The 20,922-nt window shown below is 62.3% G+C and carries 22 protein-coding genes and 1 pseudogene; 8 read left to right on the forward strand and 15 right to left on the reverse strand.

The annotated features are described in order from the left end of the window. Positions 1-34: 34 nt before the first annotated feature. The 3 genes from cgtA to rplU form a co-directional block, all read right to left on the reverse strand. Positions 35-1,240: an Obg family GTPase CgtA gene (cgtA, locus tag AAHB08_RS09875; RefSeq protein WP_025328121.1), complete on the reverse strand. Its 1,206-nt coding sequence runs from the start codon at positions 1,238-1,240 to the stop codon at positions 35-37. 201 nt (positions 1,241-1,441) lie between these two features. Next, on the reverse strand, positions 1,442-1,699 hold the full coding sequence (gene rpmA, locus AAHB08_RS09880; protein ID WP_005311678.1) for a 50S ribosomal protein L27: 258 nt from the start codon (positions 1,697-1,699) through the stop codon (positions 1,442-1,444). A gap of 17 nt (positions 1,700-1,716) precedes the next feature. Then, complete coding sequence (rplU, locus tag AAHB08_RS09885; protein ID WP_005304210.1) at positions 1,717-2,028, reverse strand: 50S ribosomal protein L21; 312 nt, start codon at positions 2,026-2,028, stop codon at positions 1,717-1,719. A 242-nt stretch (positions 2,029-2,270) separates the two neighbouring features. Between rplU and ispB the strand changes: the two genes are divergently transcribed. Next, positions 2,271-3,242, forward strand: a complete 972-nt coding sequence (ispB, locus tag AAHB08_RS09890) for an octaprenyl diphosphate synthase (RefSeq protein ID WP_342058826.1) — start codon at positions 2,271-2,273, stop codon at positions 3,240-3,242. 86 nt (positions 3,243-3,328) lie between these two features. Here the strand turns inward: ispB and AAHB08_RS09895 are convergent, their stop codons facing one another. The 11 genes from AAHB08_RS09895 to AAHB08_RS09945 form a co-directional block, all read right to left on the reverse strand. Next, positions 3,329-3,517, reverse strand: coding sequence for a DUF2065 domain-containing protein (locus tag AAHB08_RS09895; RefSeq protein WP_025328123.1), 189 nt, complete (start codon positions 3,515-3,517; stop codon positions 3,329-3,331). Between the two features lie 85 nt (positions 3,518-3,602). Continuing rightward, complete coding sequence (gene hflC, locus AAHB08_RS09900; protein WP_043130464.1) at positions 3,603-4,487, reverse strand: protease modulator HflC; 885 nt, start codon at positions 4,485-4,487, stop codon at positions 3,603-3,605. A gap of 3 nt (positions 4,488-4,490) precedes the next feature. Further along, positions 4,491-5,639, reverse strand: coding sequence for an FtsH protease activity modulator HflK (hflK, locus tag AAHB08_RS09905; RefSeq protein ID WP_025328125.1), 1,149 nt, complete (start codon positions 5,637-5,639; stop codon positions 4,491-4,493). 82 nt (positions 5,640-5,721) lie between these two features. Continuing rightward, a complete protein-coding gene (gene hflX, locus AAHB08_RS09910; protein ID WP_139435032.1) occupies positions 5,722-7,008 on the reverse strand; it encodes a ribosome rescue GTPase HflX in 1,287 nt (428 codons plus the stop codon). A gap of 63 nt (positions 7,009-7,071) precedes the next feature. After that, positions 7,072-7,335 carry an RNA chaperone Hfq gene (hfq, locus tag AAHB08_RS09915; RefSeq protein WP_011704864.1) on the reverse strand — a complete coding sequence of 88 codons (264 nt, stop codon included), beginning with the start codon at positions 7,333-7,335 and terminating at the stop codon, positions 7,072-7,074. Positions 7,336-7,407: 72 nt separating this feature from the next. After that, complete coding sequence (miaA, locus tag AAHB08_RS09920) at positions 7,408-8,340, reverse strand: tRNA (adenosine(37)-N6)-dimethylallyltransferase MiaA (protein WP_342058827.1); 933 nt, start codon at positions 8,338-8,340, stop codon at positions 7,408-7,410. 81 nt (positions 8,341-8,421) lie between these two features. Continuing rightward, on the reverse strand, positions 8,422-10,293 hold the full coding sequence (gene mutL, locus AAHB08_RS09925; RefSeq protein WP_342058828.1) for a DNA mismatch repair endonuclease MutL: 1,872 nt from the start codon (positions 10,291-10,293) through the stop codon (positions 8,422-8,424). 3 nt (positions 10,294-10,296) lie between these two features. Then, entirely contained in the window at positions 10,297-10,419 is a 123-nt protein-coding gene (locus AAHB08_RS09930) for a hypothetical protein (protein ID WP_319913040.1), read from the reverse strand. Between the two features lie 89 nt (positions 10,420-10,508). Further along, entirely contained in the window at positions 10,509-12,044 is a 1,536-nt protein-coding gene (locus tag AAHB08_RS09935) for an N-acetylmuramoyl-L-alanine amidase (protein WP_319913039.1), read from the reverse strand. Beyond that, the gene (gene tsaE, locus AAHB08_RS09940; protein WP_041206351.1) at positions 12,035-12,508 is read right to left on the reverse strand and encodes a tRNA (adenosine(37)-N6)-threonylcarbamoyltransferase complex ATPase subunit type 1 TsaE; all 474 of its coding nucleotides are present in this window, start codon (positions 12,506-12,508) and stop codon (positions 12,035-12,037) included. Before tsaE ends, AAHB08_RS09935 begins: the two co-directional genes overlap by 10 nt. A 17-nt stretch (positions 12,509-12,525) precedes the next feature. Beyond that, on the reverse strand, positions 12,526-14,028 hold the full coding sequence (locus AAHB08_RS09945) for an NAD(P)H-hydrate dehydratase (protein ID WP_342058829.1): 1,503 nt from the start codon (positions 14,026-14,028) through the stop codon (positions 12,526-12,528). Positions 14,029-14,160: 132 nt separating this feature from the next. Between AAHB08_RS09945 and queG the strand changes: the two genes are divergently transcribed. Together queG and ppgK are read left to right on the forward strand one after the other, a co-directional pair. Further along, entirely contained in the window at positions 14,161-15,315 is a 1,155-nt protein-coding gene (gene queG / locus AAHB08_RS09950; protein WP_342058830.1) for a tRNA epoxyqueuosine(34) reductase QueG, read from the forward strand. An 83-nt stretch (positions 15,316-15,398) separates the two neighbouring features. Then, on the forward strand, positions 15,399-16,142 hold the full coding sequence (gene ppgK / locus AAHB08_RS09955) for a polyphosphate--glucose phosphotransferase (protein WP_202047104.1): 744 nt from the start codon (positions 15,399-15,401) through the stop codon (positions 16,140-16,142). Positions 16,143-16,260: 118 nt separating this feature from the next. On the opposite strand, the gene AAHB08_RS09960 is transcribed toward ppgK, so the two are convergent. Beyond that, positions 16,261-16,716 (reverse strand): hypothetical protein, encoded by a 456-nt coding sequence (locus tag AAHB08_RS09960; RefSeq protein ID WP_342058831.1) that lies wholly within the window; start codon positions 16,714-16,716, stop codon positions 16,261-16,263. A 482-nt stretch (positions 16,717-17,198) separates the two neighbouring features. On the opposite strand from AAHB08_RS09960, the gene metN reads away from it, so the two are divergent. The 5 genes and pseudogenes from metN to AAHB08_RS09985 all read left to right on the forward strand — a co-directional run. After that, complete coding sequence (gene metN / locus AAHB08_RS09965) at positions 17,199-18,242, forward strand: methionine ABC transporter ATP-binding protein MetN (RefSeq protein WP_139435046.1); 1,044 nt, start codon at positions 17,199-17,201, stop codon at positions 18,240-18,242. Between the two features lie 58 nt (positions 18,243-18,300). After that, the gene (locus AAHB08_RS09970; RefSeq protein ID WP_268435906.1) at positions 18,301-18,954 is read left to right on the forward strand and encodes a methionine ABC transporter permease; all 654 of its coding nucleotides are present in this window, start codon (positions 18,301-18,303) and stop codon (positions 18,952-18,954) included. 26 nt (positions 18,955-18,980) lie between these two features. Then, the gene (gene metQ / locus AAHB08_RS09975) at positions 18,981-19,781 is read left to right on the forward strand and encodes a methionine ABC transporter substrate-binding lipoprotein MetQ (RefSeq protein ID WP_005327312.1); all 801 of its coding nucleotides are present in this window, start codon (positions 18,981-18,983) and stop codon (positions 19,779-19,781) included. 98 nt (positions 19,782-19,879) lie between these two features. Then, the gene (gene rfaH, locus AAHB08_RS09980; RefSeq protein WP_139435048.1) at positions 19,880-20,380 is read left to right on the forward strand and encodes a transcription/translation regulatory transformer protein RfaH; all 501 of its coding nucleotides are present in this window, start codon (positions 19,880-19,882) and stop codon (positions 20,378-20,380) included. A 254-nt stretch (positions 20,381-20,634) separates the two neighbouring features. Further along, a pseudogene (locus AAHB08_RS09985) lies at positions 20,635-20,721 on the forward strand (transcription/translation regulatory transformer protein RfaH); the annotation flags it as partial. Between the last annotated feature and the right edge of the window lie 201 nt (positions 20,722-20,922).

Raw genomic sequence — 20,922 nt, forward strand, 5'->3', positions numbered from 1 at the left:
TGTCGGGGCTCCGGTCTTGTCACGAAAGAGAGTCTCAGTCGCGGACGTAGATCACTTCGACGCCGTCGTCATCTTCGTCATCCCAGTCGTCGTCATCGTCCAGCGCCTCATCGAAGGCCTTGGAGGCTGCCAGGGCTTCCGCCTCGGCCTGGGCCAGCTGGTTCTTGTGGTAGTCGTCCCACTTGAACTCGACCTTCTCGATGGCGGCCTTGGCATCGGCTTCCAGCTGACGGGGCATGGTGTCCAGCAGATCCAGGATGTCGTAGCAGACCTTCTTGGTGCCTTCCTTGCTGATGGCAGTGATGGCATAGACAGGGCCTTCGTGGTTCAGGGCTGCCTTGACTCTGTCCATCACTTCCTGGGCTTCTTCTTCCAGGATCAGATCCATCTTGTTGAATACCAGCCAGCGCGGTTTGCCCGCCAGCTCGGGGCTGTACTTCTCCAGCTCCCGGACTATGGTCACAGCATTCTCGGCGGGATCTGAACCGTCAACCGGGCAGATATCCACCAGGTGGATCAGCACACGGCAGCGCTCCAGGTGCTTGAGGAAGCGGATACCGAGGCCGGCACCTTCGGCGGCACCCTCGATCAGACCCGGGATATCGGCGATGACGAAGGAGCGGGAGTTCTCCCCACGCACCACCCCCAGGTTCGGCACCAGGGTAGTGAAGGGGTAGTCGGCCACTTTCGGGCGGGCGGCAGAGACGGCGCGAATGAAGGTGGACTTGCCCGCGTTGGGCAGACCCAGCATGCCGACGTCAGCCAGCAGCAGCAGCTCCAGCTTCAGGGTGCGCACTTCACCCGGGGTGCCGTTGCTCTTCTGATAGGGGGCGCGGTTGACCGAGCTCTTGAAGCGGGTGTTGCCAAGGCCGTGGAAACCGCCCTTGGCGACCAGCAGCTTCTGGCCGTGGGTGGTCAGATCCCCCAGCAGTTCACCGGTATCCTCATCGCTGGCGCGGGTACCGACCGGGACGCGCAGGGTGCGATCCTTGCCGCGACGACCGGTGCAGTTGGCGCTCTGGCCGTTCTCGCCACGCTCGGCGGCATGGAAACGCTCGAAACGGTAGTCGATCAGGGTGTTCAGGTTCTCGTCGGCGATCAGATAGACATCGCCACCGTCACCACCGTCACCGCCGTCCGGACCACCGTTCGGGATGTACTTTTCACGGCGAAAGCTCACACAACCGTTACCACCGTCACCGGCATCGACTCGAATCTGGACTTCATCAACAAACTTCATAGGTAACCGTCACCTTAATTCGAAAAACCGATACGCAATTATAGTGGTACAGACCCCTGCGGGCGATACGCATCTTGCCAATCATGCTCGTCAGAGCCAAAGTCAGCTGCGTTCCGTTTTTTCGTCAACGACATCAGGAAAGACGTCAGAAAAACAAAAGCCCCGCCTGTTGGCGGGGCTTCGGATCCTTGCGGTCCGTAATTACTCAGCAACGATGCTGACGTACTTACGATTCAGCGGACCTTTAACTTCGAACAGGATCTTGCCAGTCGCTTTCGCGTACAGGGTGTGATCGGTGCCCAGGCCAACGTTGGTGCCAGCGTGGAACTTGGTGCCACGTTGACGAACGATGATGCTGCCTGCCAGAACTGTTTCGCCGCCGAAACGCTTAACGCCAAGGCGTTTAGCTTCAGAATCGCGACCGTTGCGGGATGAACCGCCAGCTTTTTTATGTGCCATTTATCGGACTCCTCTAATTAAGCGCTGATGCCAGTGATTTTGACTTCAGTGAACCACTGACGGTGGCCCGCTTGCTTACGATGGTGCTTACGACGACGGAACTTGACGATAGTCACTTTCTCGCCACGGCCGTGAGCCACAACTTCAGCTACAACCTTGCCACCTTCAACGAAAGGAGCACCTACTTTAAAAGTGTCGCCTGCAGCAACCATCAGAACTTCGTTGAAGTCGATGGTAGCGCCAGTCTCAACGTTCAGCTTTTCCAGACGAACGATTTGACCTTCGGCCACACGGTGTTGTTTTCCGCCGCTTTGGAATACCGCGTACATTTGATTAACTCCGTAAAGGCGTGTCTTTTGCTCAAGGCCAGACACGCGCAAAAACCTATAACAATGGGCGGGCATTCTACGCAGAACGATTTGCCTAGGCAAGGCCAATTTAGCAAAAAGTTTATTTTGTGCGCATATCTGCCGCCGTGAATAAACGCTTAACTGTAACCCATTGTGAAATCGTGTAGAATCCCCGCCATTGCTAAAAACGCAGTAATTGCTGCCGTCACGTTACGAGACTTATGGACCAACAGACTATCCGTGCGCTCTGTGCCGCCGACATGACGGCGGTCAATGAACTGATCCTGGCCAGACTCCAGTCCGATGTCAGCCTGATCAACCAGCTGGGTTTCTACATTGTCAGTGCAGGCGGAAAACGGATGCGCCCCATGCTGACGGTCATGGCCGCCCGCGCACTGGGGTACCAAGGTCAGGACCATCTCAAGCTCGCCGCCATCATCGAATTCATTCATACCTCTACCCTGCTGCATGACGACGTGGTCGATGAATCCGACCTGCGCCGCGGCCGGGAGACCGCCAATGCGCTGTTCGGCAATGCCGCCAGCGTCCTGGTCGGTGACTACCTCTACAGCCGTTCCTTCCAGATGATGAGCGAACTCTCCAACTTGCGGGTGATGGAGATCCTGTCGGATGCCACCAACACCATCGCCGAAGGGGAAGTGCTGCAGTTGATGAACTGCAACGATCCGGACACCACGGAAGAGAGCTACATGACGGTCATCTACTGCAAGACCGCCAAGCTGTTTGAAGCCGCCACCCGCCTCGCCGCCGTGCTGACCCATCAGCCCGAGCCCGTCGAACAGGCCATGACCGACTACGGCAAGTACCTGGGCACCGCCTTCCAGATCATCGATGACGTCATGGATTACTGCTCCCAGAGCGATGATATGGGCAAGAACGTCGGTGACGATCTGGCCGAAGGCAAGCCCACCCTGCCGCTGCTGCGCGCCATGGCCGTGGGCACCCCGGAAGAGCGTCAGCTCATCCGCGACGCCATCGAGCACCGCAACGGCATGGAGCATCTCGAGCGCATCCTGGCCATCCTGGATCGCACAGGGGCCCTGGAATACTCCCGCGAGCGGGCCCGGGAAGAGGCCGACAAGGCCATTGCCGCCCTCGCCATCCTGCCGGACTCCCAGCACAGGCAGGCGCTGGAGACCCTGGCCCAGATGGCGGTACAGCGCAGCGCCTGAACCACTGTGTCAGCATCCAAGAAAAAAGAGGCCTATGGCCTCTTTTTTATGGTCTGCACTTTGTACTCAGGCGCTGCCTTGACTGCTCAGTGGGCCAGCGCCCAGAGGATGACGGCACCCGCCACCACCAGACAACCGCCGATGCGACGCAACTGCTCCGGCGGCTGATCGCTCATCAGTCTCAGCATCTGTTGCCAGGCCCTCGGCGCCAGCAAGGGGCCCAGCCCCTCGAACAGCAGCAACAGCCCCACTCCCATCAAGATGGCTGTCAGCATGACTCCTCCTGCCCTCTGGGCCCTTGTCTCATCAAGCAAAAGGGCCTGAATCATCAGGCCCTTTGGGTTACGGCGCTATGCCTGCTTACTGCTTGTCACCGTGAGGCGACTTGAGGTAGCGGAAGAACTCGCTGTCAGGCTTGAGGACCATGAGGTCGTTGCCGCCGGCGAAGCTCTTGCGGTAGGCCTCCATGCTGCGCACGAAGCTGAAGAACTCGGGGTCCTTCTTGTAGCTGTCGGCGTAGATCTTGGCGGCTTCGGCATCCCCTTCACCACGCAGCTGACGCGCATTACTCTCGGCGTCCGCGATCATCACGGTGACCTTGCGGTCGATGTCGGCACGCAGGATCTCGGCCTGCTCGCGGCCCTGGGAGCGGTGCTCACGGGCGACTGCAGTCCGCTCGGCACGCATCCGCTGATAGATGGAGCTGGAGACTTCCACCGGCAGGTTGATCTGCTTGATGCGCACATCCACCACCTTGATGCCGAGCTCGGAGGAGCGCGCCATCTTCATCAGGGCGTCTTCCATCACGGTACTGCGCTCGCCGGAGACGATGTCCTTGATGGTGCGGTTACCGATCTCGGAACGCAGACCGTTGTTGATCTTGCGCTTGAGCAGGTCTTCGGCCTGGATCTTGTTGCCACCACCGGTCGCCAGGTAGTACTTGGAGAAGTCCTCGATCTTCCACTTCACGTAGGAGTCGATGATGAGGTCTTTCTTCTCGGAGGTGACGAAACGATCCGCCTGGCCTTCCAGGGTCTGGATGCGGGCATCCATCTTGCGTACCTGATCGATGAGCGGCACCTTGAAGTGCAGGCCCGGCTCATAGAGACGCGGCTCGCCGGAGTCAACCCGCTTCACCTTGCCAAACTGCACCACGATTCCCTTCTGCCCTTCATCGACGATGAAGACGGAAGAGAAGCAGACCATGGCGGCCACAGCGATGACACCAATAGCTAGCTTTTTCATCTATCAGTTTCTCCCTGTGCTGAAACGATCACCGCCACGGAGCGGGGTCGGAGTGGAGTTGGCCCCTTCGTTGGACGGCTGGGCCGGCTCCACCGCAGGTGTGCCCGCCGGACGCGCCGGTTGCACGGCATTCGCCTTGCCGGACAGCTTGTCGAGCGGCAGGTAGATCATGCTGTTGTTGCCAGCAGGCATGTCGACCAGCACCTTGTTGGCTTGCTGATAGAGCTCTTCCATGGTTTCCAGGTAGATACGCTCACGAGTCAACTCGGGGGCGGACTGGTACTGGGGCAGCAGCTCGTTGAAGCGCGCGACTTCACCCTTGGCCTTCAGCACGATCTGGGACTTGTAGCCTTCGGCTTCCTGTTCCAGACGCTTGACCTGACCACGGGCCTTGGGCTCGACTTCACGGGCATAGGCTTCCGCTTCACGGATGAAGCGCTGCTCATCTTCCTGGGCGGAGATGGCGTCATCGAAGGCGTCCTTCACCTCTTCCGGCGGACGCGCCGGCAGGAAGTTGACGTCGACGATCTGCAGACCCATCTGGTAGGGCTCGATGATGCCATCGATCACCTGCCAGGTCTCCTGACGAACTTTTTCCCGACCCGTGGTCAGGACATCATCCATCTTGGTGTGACCCACCACGTAGCGCAGGGCGCTGTCGGTGGCCTGGCTCAGACTCTCGTCGGCATTGGTGACGCTGAACAGATACTGCTCGGGATCGACCACGCGGTACTGCACGTCCATCTCGACCCGGACTACGTTCTCGTCCTGGGTCAGCATGAAGCCGGAGGCAGGCAGGGAGCGCACCGATTCCACATCCACCGGGATCACCCGATCGATGAAGGTCGGCTTCCAGCGCAGGCCCGGATCCACGTTATGGGAGTACTCCCCAAAACGCAGCACCACGCCCCGCTCGGCTTCGCGAATGGTGTAGAAGCCGCTGACGACCCACACCACCACGGCCACCACCAGGGCGATGGAGAGGCCAAACTTGCCCACATCACCACCCGATTTGCCACCACCGAACAGGCCACCGAAACGACGGCTCACCTTGCGCAGCATTTCATCCAGATCAGGGGGTCCCTGATTCTTGCCGTTGTTCCCCCAAGGGTCACGGTCTTTGCCGTTGTTACCAGGCTCATTCCAAGCCATCAGCGTCTCCATTAATACATGCGGATGGATATCATCTCTATCGGGCCATCAACCGTTGACGAAGCCTGTCTTCATCGCCGGATCAATGCCTGATAAAGCGTTGTAAACTCTCACCTTCTTGTTTCATGAGGCGGTTCCAGTCGGCAAGCTGCAAGCGTACCTCCAGGACAAAATCCCCCTCCTCGCTGAAACCTTCCTGCTCGATGCCTTTCAGCCGATAGAGCGCACTGCGCAATCTCGCGGCCGAGGGCGGCAACTGCAGGGTGTGATGGACCATGGATCCGGCCAGCAGTTCGGTCAGGGCCTGGAACAGGTATTCACTGCCTTCACCCGTCTGGGCCGACAGCCAGACTCGCTGCGGGCGCCCTTCGTCATCCCGCTCCAGACCGGCCGGACGATCGGTCAGCTTGTCGATCTTGTTGCAGATCATCAGCTGGGGGCGGTCGTCCGCCTCGATCTCGGCCAGGACTGTCTGCACCGAATCGACATTCTCCTGCATCTGCTCATCGGCACAGTCCACGACGTGCAGCAGCAGGTCCGCTTCACGGGTCTCCTGCAGCGTCGCCTTGAAGGCCGCGACCAGATCATGGGGTAAGTGCCGAATAAATCCAACTGTATCCGCCAGGATCACATCACCCACATCCTGGATCACCAATTTACGCAGGGTGGGATCCAGGGTTGCGAACAATTGGTCGGCAGCATACACGCTGGCATCTGTAAGTTGGTTGAACAAAGTGGACTTTCCGGCGTTGGTGTAGCCCACCAGCGACACGGTCGGCACCTCGTTGCGGTTGCGGGCGCGACGACCCTGCTCCCGCTGCTTCGCCACCTTGTCGAGCCGGCGCAGAATCGCCTTGATGCGCTCTCGCAGCAGGCGTCGGTCGGTTTCAAGCTGGGTTTCACCCGGGCCGCGCAGACCTATCCCGCCCTTCTGACGTTCGAGGTGGGTCCAGCCTCGCACCAGGCGAGTAGAAAGATGGCGCAATTGGGCCAATTCGACCTGCAACTTGCCTTCGTGGGTACGGGCGCGCTGGGCGAAGATATCGAGGATGAGGCCTGTCCTGTCCACCACACGGCACTGGAACAGACGCTCCAGGTTGCGCTCCTGGGCAGGGGTCAGGGCATGGTTGAAGATGACCACGTCCGCGCCCAGCATCTGGACCTGGGACGCGATCTCTTCCGCCTTGCCGCTGCCGACAAAATACTTGGCACTGGGCGCGCTGCGACTGGTGGTGATCACCCCCAGCGCATTGACCCCGGCCGAGCTCACCAGCATCTTGAGCTCGTCCAGATCCTCCCGCTCACCCTCATCGCTGAAGTTGACATGTACCAGAACGGCCTGTTCACCAGCTTCGTAACGGTCAAACAAGCGCTTGCTCCTTGACAGGTATCATGATGATTCTGAGTTGGCGAGTGGGCTCGCCGCGGGATATCACGCCTCGGCTTCACCCTGCTCTTCACCGGCGGCGCCCGGGGCGTGCTGGTGATGGTTGACGGCACGGGCCGGCACCACGGTGGAAATGGCGTGCTTGTAGACCATCTGGCTCACGGTGTTCTTCAGCAAAATGACAAACTGGTCAAACGATTCGATCTGACCCTGCAGTTTGATGCCGTTCACCAAATAGATAGAAACAGGAATCCGCTCACGGCGCAGCGCATTCAAAAACGGGTCTTGGAGAGATTGCCCCTTAGCCATCTTTCTTTTCCTTATAGTTTGTTGTTTTTAAACACCGGATATCAATATAACAACCTGATTATACAGGGAGTGTCAAGCCGCACCAGCTCGGGCGACCACCCTGGCCACATTGCCAGACTCACCAGATTCCAACCAGGTCAGGTCGGGCCAGCCACGCAACCAGGTCATCTGACGCTTGGCCAGCTGACGGGTGGCCACGATGCCACGATAACGCATCTCATCATATCCCACTTCCCCTGCCAGGTAGTCCCACATTTGGCGGTAGCCAACGCAACGGATAGCTGGCAGATCCGGGTGAAGATCACCCCGTTCATAGAGCGCCCTGACCTCCTGTTCGAACTCCCCTTGCAGCATCTTGTCAAAACGCAGCTCGATGCGCTGATGCAGCACGGCGCGATCGCTCGGCGCGATGGCAAACTGGTGCACCCGGTAGGGCAAGCCTTCCCCCTGCACCTGGGTCAGTTCGGTCAGCGTCTTGCCGCTGATGCGATAGACCTCGAGCGCCCGACTGAGCCGCTGCGGATCGTTGGGGTGGATGCGGGCGCCGGCCACAGGATCGATGTGCACCAGCTCATCGTGCAGGGCTTGCCAGCCGAGGCGGGCGGCCTCTGCCTCAATCTCGGCGCGAATGGCCGGATCGGCTGGGGGCAACGGAGAGAGCCCCTCCAGCAGCGCCTTGAAGTAGAGCATGGTGCCCCCCACCAGCAGCGGAATGCGGCCGCGGTCGGCGATCTCTTTCATCTCCCGCAGGGCATCGCGGCAGAAATCCGCCGCCGAATAGCTCATGGCCGGATCCAGGATGTCGATCAGGCGGTGCGGGGCCTGGGCCAGCTCGGCGGCAGTGGGCTTGGCGGTGCCTATGTCCATGCCGCGATAGATGAGCGCGGAGTCCACGCTGATGATGTCGCAGGGCAGGGCCTGGCACAGAGCGATGGCGAGATCCGTCTTGCCGGAGGCCGTCGGCCCCATCAGAAAAATTGCAGTCGGCAAGTCAGCCACTTTCATGTTCCTCTAGCACGGTCGCCTCGTCGGGAGGCGTACCATGCAATTGACTATCAATGGATTGAAGCGGTCAGCCCCGGCGACTCAATCGCCTTGTGCAAACCCTTCCAGCACGGCCGCCAACGACAGAGGGCGCACCATGCGAATGTCTGCCAGTTGGTCACCGTAATCGGTCACAAGTTCCGTCAGCAGCCGGCTGGCCGTTGAAAAATCATATATTTTCTCGGTGCTTATCCCCTGCTCCACCAGCCACTGGCATAGTACTTCAGCCTGCTGGCCGGCATCACTGTCAGATCCGCTCTCGACCAGTTGCAGCAATTCGGGTAAGAGACGCACCAGATCGGTCTGGCGCAGCAAGGCGGGCACCCTGGTCAGGATCATGGTGTCGCGCCCCCCGCTTTTCAACTCCAGCCCCATGCGTTTGAGCAAACGTTCCTGCTCCTGCGCCAGCGCAATCAGGTTCTTTGGCAGCTTGAAGGAGACCGGCAGCAGCAGGGGCTGCGCCGCCAGCCCCTGCCCCCAGGTCTCCAGCAGCCAGTGGCGCAGCAGCACCCGCTCGGCCCGCACCAGGGAGAGCAGCGCCAGTTGTCCCTCCCGCTCGATCAGCAGATAGGCCTGCTCCACCAGGGTCAAGGCGCGAGTCCCCTGGGGCGACGGACCGGCCAGGGTGACGGGGGCGGTCTGGGGCGACTCTCCCGCTACCGGCAGGGTGGTGAGCAGGGCGCCCATGCCGCGCATCGCCTCCCGGCTGGGGGGCTCGGGGGGCTGATAGTTGCCCGCGCGGCCTGCACCTTCGCGCACGGCGCCGCCATCCCGCGTCTGGGCGGGGGCTCTATAGCTGTGCTCGGCACCATACCACTCGGGGCGCGGCGCCTGGCCTGGATACTCTATCTGCGGGCTGGTCGGCAGCTCGACCAGGGTCTCGGCGAGGGGCTCGTCCTGCTCGCTGGCTCCAGCCCCTTCCCGGCGCAGGGCGGTAAAGAGCGCCTGGAAGATGAAGTCGTGAATGAGCCGCGCCTGATGGAAACGCACCTCGTGCTTGGCGGGATGGACGTTCACATCCACCTGACGGGGATCCAGCTCTATGTAGAGCACATAGGCGGCGAAGCTGCCGGCGGGCAGCAGCTCGTCATAGGCCTGGCGAATGGCGTGGTTGATGAGCTTGTCGCGCATCATGCGGCCATTCACATAGGTGTATTGCAGATCGTTTTGCGGTCTGGCTCCCGCGGGCAGCGCCAGCCAGCCCCACAGGCGCACGTCGCTGTGCTCGCTCTCCACCGCAAGCGCGTGGTGCATGAAGGGGGTGCCGCAGACGGCGGCGAGGCGGCGCTCCTGCTCAGGCACCGTATTGGCGGCCTTGTACTGGCGCACCACCTTGCCGTTGTGGCGCAGGATCAGGGTGATGTCGAAACGGGAGAGCGCGATGCGGCGCACCAGCTCGTCGATGTGGGCAAACTCTGTCTTCTCGCTGCGCATGAACTTGCGCCGCGCCGGGGTGTTGAAGAAGAGGTCCACCACCTCTACCGTGGTGCCCACCGGGTGGGCCGCCGGTTTGACGGTGACGCTCATCTCGCGCCCTTCGGCCTGCGCCTGCCAGGCTTCGGACTGCTCCGCGGTGCGGGAGGTGAAGGTGAGACGGGAGACGGAGCTGATGGAGGCGAGCGCCTCGCCGCGAAAGCCGAGGCTGTTGATCCCTTCCAGATCATCCAGGGTCGCCACCTTGGAGGTGGCGTGCCGCGACAGCGCCAGCACCAGCTCGTCCTTGGCGACGCCGCTGCCGTTGTCACGGATGCGGATCAGCTTGGCGCCCCCCTTGTCGATGTCGATCTCGACCCGGTCGGCCCCCGCATCCAGGCTGTTTTCCACCAACTCCTTCACCACAGAAGAGGGCCGCTCCACCACCTCGCCGGCAGCAATCTGGTTGGCCAGAATGGGAGGCAATATACGGATCGGCATCACTTACTCCTGAATTTCAATCTTGCGGATGATGAGCCCCTTAACCACCCAGAAGGGCTGCGCCACCACCTCTTCGCCAACCGGAATCTGGTTGGCCAGAACGGGAGGCAATATACGGATCGGCATGGCTTACTCCTGATGATTTCGCTTGCGGGTCAAGACACTTTCAACACGGGGACGGGCCGCGCCACCGCACCTTCGCCAGCTCCCACGCGTCAGTTTTGGGGGATATAGAGCACCTGCCCTATCTGGATATCCCGTGACTTGAGCTTGTTGATCTCCACCAGCCGCGCCTGGCTCACGCCGTGCTTCTCGGCGAGGCGGGAGAGGCTCTGGCCGCGGGTGACCACGTGGCGGATCATCCTGGACTTGTCGTTGCTCTGCACGCTTGCGACCGGCACGCTCGGCTCCTTGGCCGCCACCTTGTAGGGTTTTATCACCCCGGCACCTGAGGCGCTGCCGACGCTGCTGACCGGGGCGCCGCCATCGCTGCTGCGGCTCGGCACTGTCGCCGGCATGCGGTTGGTCACCTGCTGCCGGGGCGCGGGGGCAACCGCCGCCTTTTTCGCCGCTGGCTGACTGGCGCTGGCCACTTGCTGCCCCTTGCCCGTCATCATGGGCCCCTTGGTCGGGTGGCTGCGATAGTAGCTGCGGATCCCCTCGAAGATGGCGCGGGCAAGTTGATCCTGGTAGCTGGCGGTGGCCAGCAGCTTCTCTTCCGCATGGTTGGAGATGAAGCCTGTTTCCACCAATACAGAAGGGATGTCCGGCGCCTTCAGCACCGCCAGACTGGCGTGTTCCGGCGCTTTCTTGTGCAGCCGGGCCACCCGTCCCATGGAGCGCAGTATCTGGCGACTCACCTCATAACCCTCGGCCCTGGACTTGTCCATGGAGAGATCGAGGAAGGTCTGCGCCAGATAGGGGTTGGGGTCGGATTCGGCCAATACCTTGCCTACCCCGCCCAGCAGTTCCCCCTGCTTCTCCTGCTTCTCCAGCCAGCTGCCCATCTCGCGGTTGGCGCGATTGGTCGACAGCACCCAGACCGAGGCGCCGCGCGGCGTGGAGTTGTGGAAGCTGTCCGCATGCACGGACACCAGCAGATCCGCCTTGGCCTTGCGGGCGATTTCCGAGCGCTTGTTGAGGTCGACGAAGTAGTCACCACGACGGGTCATCACGGCGCGCATGCCCGGCTCGCGGTCGATGAGCGCCGCCAGCTTCTGGGACACCGACAGGGTCACCCGCTTCTCGTAGGTGCGGCGCGGGCCTATGGAGCCGGGATCTTCCCCCCCATGGCCCGGATCGATGGCGATGACGATGGCCTTGCCCTGGCCGCCGACGGGCGCGGGCTGCGCCGTGGCGCCGCCTTTCTCTTCATAGGGCAGATCGATCACCAGACGATGGCCGTAGGGGCCCGCCGGTGCCAGCGGGAACACCACCGGCTTGATGGAGGAGCTGAGATCCAGCACCAGACGCATGCTGCCCTTTTCAAGGGGCGTGCTCTCGCGGATCTTGCGCACCAGCTCGCTCTTGTTCTCGATGCGAGCCAGGTTGGCGGCGTTGCTCGCCCCCTTGAGATCGATCACCAGGCGGCTCGGGCCGCTCAGGGTGAAGTAGTTGAAATTGGGGGCGCTGCTCATGTCGAGCACCACCCGGGTGTTATCCGGCGATGGCCAGACCCGCACACTCTTGAGCTGGTTCGCCCAGGAGGGTAAGGCCATCAGGGAGAGGGCAATAACAAGGATCAAGCGCACTGAGATGACAACCGTTCCAGAATGGCTTCGCCAATAGCAGTGCGGGCCGCAATCAGGGCCTCGCGCTGCTCGTTCACATACGTCAGGGTAATCTCGAGATCGGGGGACGGCAGCCAGCCCTCCCCTTTCTCCGGCCACTCCACCAGACAGAGGGTGTCGGCGCCGAAATAGTCCCGAATGCCCATGAATTCCAGCTCTTCCGGATCCGCCAGTCGATAGAGATCGAAGTGATAGACCTGCCAGTCGGCCAGTTCATAGGGCTCCACCAGGGTATAGGTCGGACTCTTGACCTTACCTTGATGGCCAAGCCCTTGCACCCAGCCTCGGGTCAGGGTGGTCTTGCCGGCCCCGAGGGCGCCGTGCAGAAATACGGTAGTGGCCTGCTGGCACGCCTGCGCCAGACGGCCACCCAGTGCCACAGTTGCTGCCTCGTCCGGCAGTGTCATCATCAAGGTTTTTGCCATGTTCTTCTTGTTACTTGTTACGGTGTCGGATTGACCAGACGGCGGATCCAGGGCAGCAGATCCGATGCCAACATGCCCCGCTCACCCTCGGCGGCGGCCAGGTCGGCGGCCTCTGCGTGGATCACGGCCCCCAGTCGCGCGGCCATGCCGGCAGACCAGCCCTGGGCCAGGAGGGCGGCGATTATACCAGATAACAGATCCCCCATGCCGCCACTGGCCATGCCGGGATTGCCTTCGTCGCAGAGGCTGATGCACTGGCCATCGCAGATAAGCGAGCCCGCCCCCTTGAGCAGCACGACGCCGCCGTATCGTTGCTGCAGCCGCGATACGGCGGCGAAACGATCCGCCTCGACCTCGGCGATGGAGCACCCCAGCAGGCGGGCCGCCTCCCCGGGGTGGGGCGTGAGCACCCAATTATCCTGATGACGGGGTGCCTGCGCCAGCCAATTCAATCCATCGGCGTCCAATACCAGGGGCCCGCTGACGCTGAGGTGGTGTTCGAACTGGCCCCTTCCCCACTCATCCTGGCCGAGCCCAGGCCCCAGCACGCGCACAGTGGCCCACCCCTCGTCCGTCCCGGCCGGGCATCCCATCAGCTCAGGTTGCACCAGGCTGGCGGGGGGAGAGTCCGGGTGCTGGCACAGTCGCACCAGACCCGCCCCCGCCCGTAGGCAGGCCTGCCCCGCCAGCAGTATGGCCCCCTGCATCCCCAGGTTGCCCCCCACCAGCAGCACCCTGCCGTGCTTGCCCTTGTGAGCCGAGCGGGGACGAGGGGTGAGCAGACTCTTTAGGCGGGGATAATCCAGGCGCTCGGCGGCGGGCACCAGGCCGGCCTCGGGCATCACCCCGAGGGGATCCCAGTCGAGCTGGCCTACGCCGTCCACCCCGTCGGCGGTGAGCATGCCCTGCTTGATGCCGATGAAGCTGAGGGTGCGGGTGGCGTGCACCAGGGCCCCCATGGCGCGGCCGGTGTCGGCATTGAGCCCGGAGGGGAGGTCCACCGCCAGAACGGGGGCATTCAAGCCATTGATTGTTGCGACGATCTTTGTCATTGGCGAGGAGAGGGGGAGCTGGACACCGGTGCCGAGCAGTGCATCTATCACCAGATCCGGCGCAGGGAGCGACGCCCCCTCGAGCGCATCGGCCATCATCACCTCTCCCCCCGCCGCCAGCCACTCGTCGGCGGCCCGCCTGGCATCCCCTCTGAGCAGGCCTGGCGCCCGGGCGGCTATCACCAGAGGCTCGAGACCGAGGCGACGGGCGAGGCGGGCCAGTACATAGCCATCCCCCCCGTTGTTGCCCGGGCCGACAAAGATCCACCAGTGGTGACTCTGGGGCCAGTGATGGCGGGCATAGCTGCACAGGGCGGCACCGGCCCGCTCCATCAGGGCGTAGAGGGCTTGCCCCTCACGCTCGGCCCAGCGCTGCTCCATCTTGCGGATCTGTTCGGCCCGCCACAGGGGCTGTGCTAGACTGATGCCTTGTTTTTTGCCGATAGCGTCCTCGATACCCTCTACCATGACGGCTCCCCACCTTCATCATCCACTGGCCCGGCTCCTGGCCTGGCATATGGCGTGCCATGACGGCGCACGGCCCTCGTCACGCTCGGTGCCACGGGCGCCATGCCGCTGCCAGCAGGCAGGTGAGGCACAATGACGGCCGCCGAACTCGCACAACTGGCCCACGATATCAAGCTCTGGGCACGGGAGCTAGGATTTGACCAGGTCGGCATCACGGACACGGATCTCGCCCTCGAGGAGCCCAGGTTGCAGGCCTGGCTGGATGCGGGTCATCACGGCACCATGGATTACATGGCGCGCCACGGCATGATGCGGGCCCGGCCCCACGAGCTGCTGCCGGGTACCCTGCGGGTGCTGTCGGTGCGGATGAACTATCTCCCCTTCGAGGCGGGCTTTGCCGCCACTCTGCGCGATCCGACCCTGGGCTACATCAGCCGCTATGCCCTGGGGCGCGACTACCACAAGGTGCTGCGCAACCGGCTCAAGCAGCTGGGGGAGCGCATCGAGCAGCGCTGTGCCGAGCTGTTTCAAGGCACCGCTGACACTCTGGGTGAGTGGCGCCCCTTCGTTGACTCCGCCCCCATACTGGAGCGCCCCCTGGCGGCCAAGGCGGGGCTGGGCTGGGTGGGCAAGCACTCGCTGCTGCTCAACGAGTCGGCCGGCTCCTTCTTCTTTCTCGGGGAGCTGCTGGTCAGCCTGCCGCTGCCCGTCGATGCCCCGGTGGAAAAAGAGCAGTGCGGCAAGTGCGTGGCCTGCATCAACATCTGCCCGACCGGCGCCATCATAGCCCCTTACGTGGTGGACGGGCGGCGCTGCATCTCCTATCTCACCATAGAGAATGACGGCCCCATCCCGGAAGAGTTCAGGCCGCTGATGGGCAACCGCATCTACGGCTGTGACGACTGCCAGCTCATCTGCCCCTGGAACCGCTATGCGGATGCGAGCCCAGAGCCCGACTTCAGCCCGCGCCCCAACCTGCACCGCCCCCCCCTGCTCGACCTGTGGCAGTGGTCGGAGGCGGCATTTTTGAAGCACACCGAAGGCAGCCCCATTCGCCGCATCGGCTATCAGCGCTGGCGCCGCAACCTGGCGGTGGCGCTGGGCAACGGCCCGGCCAGCAGCGATGCCATGGCGGCCCTGCAGCAGGCGCTTCCCGGCGCCGAGCCCATGGTGGCCGAACACATCGAGTGGGCGCTGGCGACCCTGGCCGCGCGCCAGGAGAAGGAGAACAAGAAGACCCGTTTGCTGATCCGCTGCATCGAAAAAGGCCTGCCGGATCACGCATAAGCGATCTGGCCCTTGCCGGATGACAGCACTTTTTTCATGCTCTGCCGACCATTGACCATAGGCACAATAAAAGGAAGATTCGGATGCAGATGTTGGGAGTAGATATTGGCGGCTCCGGGATCAAGGGCTGCCTGGTGGACACCGAGACTGGCGAACTGATTGGCGAGCGCCACCGCATCGCCACGCCGCAACCGGCCACCCCGGCCGCCGTGGCGCATACCCTCAAGGCGCTGGTCGAGCATTTCCAGTGGAAGGGCCCCGTGGGGTGCGGCTTCCCCGCCACCATCCACAACGGCATCGCCAAGAATGCCTCCAACATCGACAAGAGCTGGATCGAGACCGACGCCGCCCACCTGTTCGCCGACGTGACCGGCCTGCCCTGCCACGTGCTCAACGACGCCGACGCGGCCGGGCTGGCCGAGATGCGCTTCGGCACGGGCCGGGATCGCAAGGGGGTCATCATCCTCATCACTGTGGGCACCGGCATCGGCACCGCCGTGTTCGTCAACGGCCAGCTGCTGCCGAACACCGAGCTGGGCCACCTCATCCTGGAAGGCATGGTGGCGGAGCACTACTGCTCGGATGCGGTGCGCAAGCGCGAGGATCTCTCTTGGAATCGCTGGGGCAAACGCTTCAACAAGTATCTGGCCCGCCTCGAGTTCCTCTTCTCCCCCGATCTCTTCATCCTGGGAGGCGGCAGCGCCGCCAAGCTCGACAAGTTCATCGACCGGATCGAGACCCGGGCCCCCCTGGTGGCGGCGGCCAACCTCAACCAGGCCGGCATCATAGGGGCCGCCCTCTACGGCGCGACCCGGCAAGAGGGCTGACCCTCCCCGACAACGCCGCAAGAGGCCCGAGCCGGGCCTCTGCCATGGCGCGCTAGAGATCGTCGAGCCGATGGGCCCCGTGCACCAGCCGGGTCAGCCGGGCCTCTGCCATGGCGCCCTAGAGATCGTCGAGCCGATGGGCTCCGTGTACCAGCCGGGTCAGCCGGGATTGCGCCATGGACGCCAGGGAGCTCAGCAGCGTAGCCGTGTCCGGCGTGGGGCACTCCCGGGCCAGGCGCCCCAGCTCGCCAACGAGTGTCTCCTCCTGCCGCGACACCAGGGCCACTATCTCCTCGGGCTGGGCACCGGCGGGCAGTGCCAGACGCTGGCAATCGGCCAGCAGATCCACACCGAACCCCTGATCCAGCCAGGTCTCCTTGACCCCGCGCCCCATCTGCTCCCGATAGTCGTGCAGGTGGGCCGCCGCCGCGTCCTCCCGCCCTTGCAGATAGGCCAGCAACATCCGGCTGCGCTCCCCATCCACCTGGGGGATCAGGCGCCCGTAACTGCGCCCCTGCTGCTGATGCAGTTGTTCGAGGTAAAGCATCAGGTCCTTGATCTGTTGAAATCGCATCTCTGCCTCCTCCTGCCGTCCACCTCCTGCCAGTATAAAAAAACGCCGCGCTCTCCCCGGATAAAAGCGGTCGTTTTTTGTTCTACATCAAAGGGATGGGAAAGAAAAAGAAGAAAACGAGGAGAAAGAAGCAAAGAGATTTCTCCCTGTCATGCTGGCAACTGGCCGCCAGCGCCCAGGGAGAGGTCGTGACAAAACGGGGGAATCATCGAGTTAAGGAGAATTATCCAGGTTATATTCGGAAGGGTGATTTCAAATCAGAATCTAATATTGAAGCTGTCGGTTTACCCCTCTTTCCTTAGTCAGCGAGCGGGAATCCTTATCCATTTTTTAGACGTCTAGACGTAGAAACATGCGTTGACACAGCCATCCGGACATCTTAGCATCATCCTCCATGATGGCAGAGCAACCCAGTGAAACCTCTGCCCAATTCACCCGCCTGTAGCGCCCTGTGCTTTAAGGCTGTTAGCACGGAAGAATCCATGATTAAGTTGATCGGTCTCAACAAAGTCTACGGTAAAGGCAGTGACGCCGTGCACGCCCTGCGTGACGTGAGCCTGCATGTGCCACAAGGCAAGATCTTCGGCGTGATCGGCGCCTCAGGTGCCGGCAAGAGCACCCTGATCCGCTGCGTCAATCTGCTGGAGCGCCCCACAGAGGGCCAGGTCATCGTCGACGGTCAGGATCTCGTGGCCCTGAGCGAGCGGGATCTGACCCAGGCTCGCCGCCAGATCGGCATGATCTTCCAGCACTTCAACCTGCTGGCCTCCCGCACCGTGTTCGCCAACATCGCCTTCCCGCTGGAGCTGGCGGGCTGGAGCAAGGCACAGATCCAGACACGGGTAGACGAACTGCTGGCCCTGGTCGGGCTGGAAGCCCGTGCCCACGCCTATCCGTCCGAGCTCTCCGGCGGCCAGAAGCAGCGCGTCGCCATCGCCCGCGCCCTGGCTCCGGCCCCCAAGGTACTGCTGTGCGACGAGGCCACCTCGGCCCTCGACCCCCAGACCACCCGATCCATCCTGAGCCTGCTCAAGGAGATCAACGTCAAGCTGGGGCTCACCATACTGCTCATCACCCACGAGATGGACGTGGTGAAGGGGATCTGTGACGAAGTGGCCATCATCAGCGACGGTCGCCTGATCGAGCAGGGGGAAGTGGCCTGGTTCTTCAGCAACGCCAAGACCCAGCTGGCCCGTGACTTCATCCACTCCACCATCCACCTGGAGGTACCCCAGGAGTACCAGGACAGGATGAGCAGCGAGCGGGTGGCCAACAGCTATCCCCTGGTGAAGCTCGGCTTCACCGGTGCCACCGTCGATTCGCCGCTCATCTCCGAGGTGAGCCGCCGTTTCAACATCGACATCAGCATACTGAGCGCAGACATCGAATACGCCGGTGGCGTCAAGTTCGGCTTCCTGCTGGCGGAGCTGTTCGGGGATGAGGCCCAGTGCGAGGCCACCCAGCAGTTCTTCATCGACAACCACATTCAGCTGGAGGTAATGGGCTATGTCCGAAGCAATGACTAATCTGCTGCGCCCAATCCTCGGCGACTCAGCCATCTTATCCAGCTGGAGGTAATGACTCATGTCCGAAGCCATGATTAATCTGCTCATCACAGCCCTCGGCGACACCCTGATCATGGTGTTTGCCTCCGCCCTGTTCGGCTGCCTGCTCGGCCTGCCGCTCGGCGTGGCACTGCACGTGACCAAGGCGGGCCAGATCCTGGCCAACCCGCTGCTGAACAAGATCCTCGGCATCGTCGTCAACGTCGGCCGCTCCGTGCCCTTCATCATATTGCTGGTGGCCATCATTCCGCTGACCCGGCTGATCGTCGGCACCAGCATAGGCACCATAGCCGCCATAGTGCCGCTGACCGTGGGCTGCATCCCCTTCATCGCCCGTCTGGTGGAAGGTGCCCTGATGGAAGTGCCGGACGGCCTGCTCGAAGCCGCCAAGGCCATGGGTGCCAAACCCTTGCAAATCATTGCCAAGGTGCTGCTGCCCGAGGCCCTGCCCGGCATCCTCAACAGCGTCATCATTACGCTCGTCACCCTGGTTAACTACTCCGCCATGGCCGGTGCCATCGGGGGGGGCGGCCTGGGCGATGTGGGTATTCGCTACGGCTACCAGCGCTTCGACCCTACCGTCATGCTGGTCACCGTGGTCATTCTGGTGGTACTGGTTCAACTCATCCAGAGCGCGGGTGAGCGCCTGGTCAAACAATGTGATCATCGTTAATCGTCGATTTCTGACAGGAGGTTTTTATGAAATTGGGCATTAAATCCGCTGCGGCTGCGCTGCTGGCAACTCTGGTACTGGTCGGCTGCGGTCAGAAGGAAGAGAGCAAGACCCTGAAAGTCGGTGCCATCGCCGGCCCCGAGACCGAACTGGTCGAGACCGCGGCCAAGGTGGCCAAGGAGAAATACGGCCTGACCGTCGAGATCGTCACCTTCTCCGACTACGTCACCCCGAACGTGGCCCTGAACGACGGCAGCGTCGACGTCAACGCCTTCCAGCACAAGCCCTACCTGGATGCCCAGATCCGTGATCGCGGCTTCAAGCTGGTGCCGGTTGGCAACACCTTCGTCTACCCGATCGCCGGTTACTCCAAGAAGATCAAGGCCCTGTCCGAGCTGAAAGACGGTGCCCAGATCGCGGTGCCGAACGATCCGACCAACCTGGGTCGCTCCCTGATCCTGCTGGAGAAGCAGGGCCTGCTGAAGCTGAAGGAAGGCGCCGGTCTGGAAGCGACCGTGCTGGACATCGCCAGCAACCCGCGCAACTTCAAGATCGTCGAGCTGGAAGCCGCTCAGCTGCCCCGCTCCCTGGAAGATGTTGATCTCTCCATCATCAACAACACCTTCGCCGGTCAGATTGGCCTGACCCCGACCGAGAACGGCCTCTTCGTCGAAGACAAGGAGTCCCCCTACGTCAACCTGATCGTTGCCCGCGAAAACAACAAGGACGACGAGAAGGTCAAGGAGTTCGTCCAGGCCTTCCAGACCGACGAGGTCTACAAGAAGGGGACCGAGCTGTTCAAGGGCGGTCTGGTGAAAGGTTGGTAACCACTCACTCTGTAAAAAAGGCCACGTCAAGCGTGGCCTTTTTTTTTGCCCCCGTTATCATAGCCAGAAGCACGGCAACACGAAAAAACAGAACAACAATGAAGAAATGGTATCTGGCCTACTGCAAACCCAAGGAAGAGGCCCGCGCCCGCGCCCATCTGGCGGCTCAAGGCGTCGAATCCTATTACCCCATGGTGGAAGTGGAGAAGCTGCGGCGTGGCAAACGGGTCCCGCAGCGTGAACCCATGTTCCCCAACTACCTGTTCATCTACGTGGATCTGGAAGTGGTGACCCCGGTCACCCTGAAGTCCACCCGCGGCATCAGCCGCATCATTCACTTCGGCAAGGAGTGGAGCCCCGTCAGCAGCCAGCTGATCTACCGGCTGATGAGCCGGGACGACAGCGACGAGGCGCGCGCCAGCTATGCCCGCCTGCCGACGCAAGGGGACAAGGTATTGATCGAATCCGGCCCCCTGGCCGGGTTCGAGGCCATCTATCTGGAGCCGGATGGGGAGAAGCGGGCCATCCTGCTGGTCAGCCTGCTCAACCAGGAGACCAGCAGCAGCTTCGATAACCAGGCCTTCCGGCGGCTGGACTGACCAGGATTCCTGCGTCCGGACCGAGCCGGCAGCGAGAAGCGGCCTATGCCTGCTGGCCTGCCTGCTCAACCAGGAGACAAGCAGCAGCTTCGACAACCAGGCCTTCCGGCGTCTGGACTGAGTCGGCAGCGAGAAGCGCCCTATGCCTGCTGGTCAGCCTGCTCAACCAGGAGACCAGCATCAGCGTCGACAATCAGGCCTTCCGGCGTCTGGACTGACCTGGATTCCTGCGTCCGGACCGAGCTGGCAGCGAGAAGCGCCCCATCCCCCTGCTGGTCAGCCTGCTCAATCAGGAGACCAGCAGCAGCGTCGACAACCAAGCCTTCCGACGGCTGGACTGACCCTCACCAGACGTCGCTGGCGAGAAGCGCCCCCATACCCCTGCTGATCAGCCTGCTCAATCAGGAGACCAGCAGCAGCGTCGACAATCAGGCCTTCCGGCGTCTGGACTGACCTGGATTCCTGCGTCCGGACCGCGCCGGCAGCGAGAAGCGCCCCATGCCTGCTGGTCAGCCTGCTCAGTCAGGCAAGCGCCAGCAGCG

The sequence above is a fragment of the Aeromonas sp. OTU364 genome (genome assembly GCF_038440395.1).
Classification (GTDB): domain Bacteria; phylum Pseudomonadota; class Gammaproteobacteria; order Enterobacterales; family Aeromonadaceae; genus Aeromonas.